The sequence below is a fragment of the Porticoccus sp. genome, from assembly GCF_965660005.1.
In the GTDB taxonomy this organism is placed as follows: Bacteria; Pseudomonadota; Gammaproteobacteria; order Pseudomonadales; family Porticoccaceae; genus Porticoccus.
In genome coordinates this window covers 1-3,121 of sequence record NZ_CBFHYF010000076.1, presented here as the reverse complement: position 1 = coordinate 3,121, position 3,121 = coordinate 1, and the positions used below count along the sequence as shown (strand labels likewise).

Sequence of the window (3,121 nt, the reverse complement as noted above, 5' to 3'; positions counted from 1 at the left end):
AGGATACTACCCTTTTCCTGGGGCCCGATCCCGAGATCATGCGCGATCACAGAATCATGCCGCGCACGCCCGATGAAGAAAGGGCAATGGACAAGTATACCGATCTCAACCAGATCGCCTCCATTCGCGACCGGCTTCAGTCGGCCTGTGAAGAAGGCTTTGAGATGGTCGAGCAGATGGGTGCCGCCCCCGGTGCCAAGTGGGGTGACATCATCACCGGTATCTACTCGGCCTCTGGCGATCTCACGATCGGCAGTGCCGGCGGGGTATTGATCTTCTCCGCACTGGTTCACCATCCGATCAAGTTCATCATCAAGAACTGGATCGATGAAAAAACCGTGGGCGTGAGTTCGGGTGACGGTTTCATTCACAACGACTCCCGCTACGGCAACGTCCACAACACCGACCAGAGTATGATTCTACCGGTCTTCCACGAAGGCAAGTTGGTCTGTTGGGTAGCGTCCACCGTTCACGAAGGTGAGTGTGGCGCGATCGAGCCCGGCGGTATGCCTTCCATGGCGGAAACCTCCTTTGACGAAGGCCTGAAAATGTCCCCGTTCAAAGTGGTGGAAAACTACGAGATCAAGAAGGACCTGCTGACTTTCCTGCAGAACTCCGTGCGCGAGCCGAAGCTGCAATACGAGGACATGAAGGTAAAACTGTTTGCCTGTATGCGTCTTGAGAAGCGGATCAAGGAAGTACTGGCCAACGATGGCCCGGATGCCCTCACCGCCTGTCTGCGCTACACCAACGAAAGTGTCGTGACCGAAGTTCGTCGCCGCATTTCCGAGTGGCCCGACATGACCGTGCGCACCCAGACCATCATGGACAGCACCCTGCGTGAAAATGCTCTGCTGAAGGTCAATCTGACGGTAATCAAGAAGGGTGACCGGCTGATTTTTGATTTCTCCGGTACCAGCCCCGAGCTGACCAACCGCGCCATCAACACCCAGTTACCCGGCATGAAGGGCATGGTGGGCCAGGCCTTTATGAACCACATCTGGCCGGATTTACCCCGTGGTCAGGCGGGTCTGTCACCTGTTGAATTCGTGACCCAGCCAGGCACACTGGTGGATTGCTCCTACTCGGCACCCAACTCCCAGAGTCTGATGTCGATTTTCCACAGCTTCACCGTGGCCCAGCATGCGACCGCCAAATTCCTGTACAGCTGTCCGGACAAATACACACGGGTACTGGCACCCTGGCACAACATGATCAACACCTTCATCTGGGGCGGTGTGAATCAGCACGGTGAAACACTGGGCAACCTCTGTGCCGACCTTAACGGTATGGGTGGCGGTGCCCGCATGGACCGCGATGGTGAACACGCGCTGTCTCCGATTTTTGCCACCATGGCGGACATCGGTGAACAGGAAATGAACGAAGAGGAAGTGCCGTTCCTGCAGTTGGTATCCAAGAAAATGACTGCCAACACCCAGGCCCCCGGCAAATATCGTGGTGGTATGGGCTATACCATGATTGCCGCCACCAAGGACAGTGATCAGTGGGGCTTTATGACCACGACCCAGGGTTCCAAGGTGCCGACCATCCAGGGCCTGTTCGGTGGCTATGCCGGCGGTTCCTATCCCCTGTGTAAAGTACAGGGTGTGGATGTCTACGAAGTTCTGTTGGAAAATCCGCAACTGTTCAAGCACAGCATCCATGAAATCATGAATGAGCAGCCGTTCCCGAATGCCAGATACACCACCCACCACATGGGTATGGGTTTTGATATCTCCAAACGCGGCGAGCTGTACATGATCTCCCAGGGTAGTGGTGGCGGTTACGGCGACCCCCTCGAACGCGATCCCACCTATGTGATCATGGATATTGAGGAAGGTCTGATCTCTGCCGAGTGGGCGAAAAAGCTCTACAAGGTGGAGTTCAACGAAACCACGCTGGCCGTGGATCTCGAGACTACCGAAAAACTGCGTGCCCAGTATCGCGAGCAGCGGAAAAAACAGGGCGTGCCCTATGCCGAGTTCGTGAAGAAGCATGTCAAGGACCATCCGCCCGAGAACATTCCGTTCTACGGTGCCTGGAATGGCGACAACGAGGTGATTTACGCCGGTAGTCTCCATGACAAGCGCGATGCTCAAAACCCCGGCCCGATCTACGTCACCCATCCAAAAGATGTGAGAATTGCCGAGCTGGAAGCCAAACTTGCAGCCGCCAGAAAAGAAGCCAGCCTCCCGCCCGAGAACGAGAGGAAATAGTATGGCTTTAGATCTTGCGTCCTATCTGGCAGCCGGGGGGGAAACCCCCCGGCTTTGGATTAATTTCAACGATTACACCAAAAAGCTGCTGCTGGGCAAGGATGAAAATCCCTGGACCAACCCCGCTGCTTATATGTCGTTTTATCGCCAGGCTCACGGTCTGGTAAAAGCCCAGGTGGTCGTTATCGATGTCTGGGACCTGTTTCAGCACTGGATCAGGGAAGACGCCGAGGCGTTGCCGGCCATGGCGGGCAAACGGCGGGTCACCGCTGCGCTGAAAGCCATGCTGGAGGCCTACGCCCCCCGCGAATTGCTGGCAGAGGTCATCACAGCCCTGGCTAACAACTACAGCAGTTCAACACCGCTGGTTATGGTCATGCCATCGCCCCGTGCTCTGCTGGTCAAAGCTCATCAGGCCGCCAACGGCGAGATTGCCGAGCCGGATGAAATGAGCGTTGATACTGCAGCGATGTACGTGGCTGATTTTCTGCGCTATTTCAGCGAAACCGAACTGTCTGGTTTGTTGCTGGTAGAGGAAACCTATCTGATGCCTGCCAGCGGTGCTGAACTGGCCTGGTATCAACCCGTCTATAACGTGGCGAAACACTATCGCTGGTCGGTGGGACTGTACCTGCCTGCAGCGGATGCCGATTTCGACGTGCCTGCGGATCTGGCCTTTACCATTGCGCCTGCAGCATCACCTATGGCAGCCAAGTCCAAAGGCGTCGAGGTGACTGATCTGCTTTGGGGTGATCTGGCCGGACAGCCATTGCCATCGGTGCAAGGGTTTTATTACCTGACCATTCCGCCGGAGGCAAAGCCCGAGTTGGTGCTTGATACCCTGTCGAGTCTGAAGGGTTAAGCGGACCCAGTTGTAAACGAGGCCCATCATGCGTCTAGTCGAT

Annotated in this window: 2 protein-coding genes; both read left to right on the top strand. The window is 56.0% G+C overall.

Annotated features, from left to right (window positions below; all coding sequences use genetic code 11):
• A partial coding sequence (locus ACTF5G_RS10065; protein WP_438952669.1) for a hydantoinase B/oxoprolinase family protein occupies positions 1-2,216 on the top strand: 2,216 nt, incomplete at its 5' end.
• A gap of 1 nt (position 2,217) precedes the next feature.
• Positions 2,218-3,078, top strand: coding sequence for a hypothetical protein (locus tag ACTF5G_RS10060; RefSeq protein ID WP_438952668.1), 861 nt, complete (start codon positions 2,218-2,220; stop codon positions 3,076-3,078).
• The last annotated feature ends 43 nt before the right edge of the window (positions 3,079-3,121 follow it).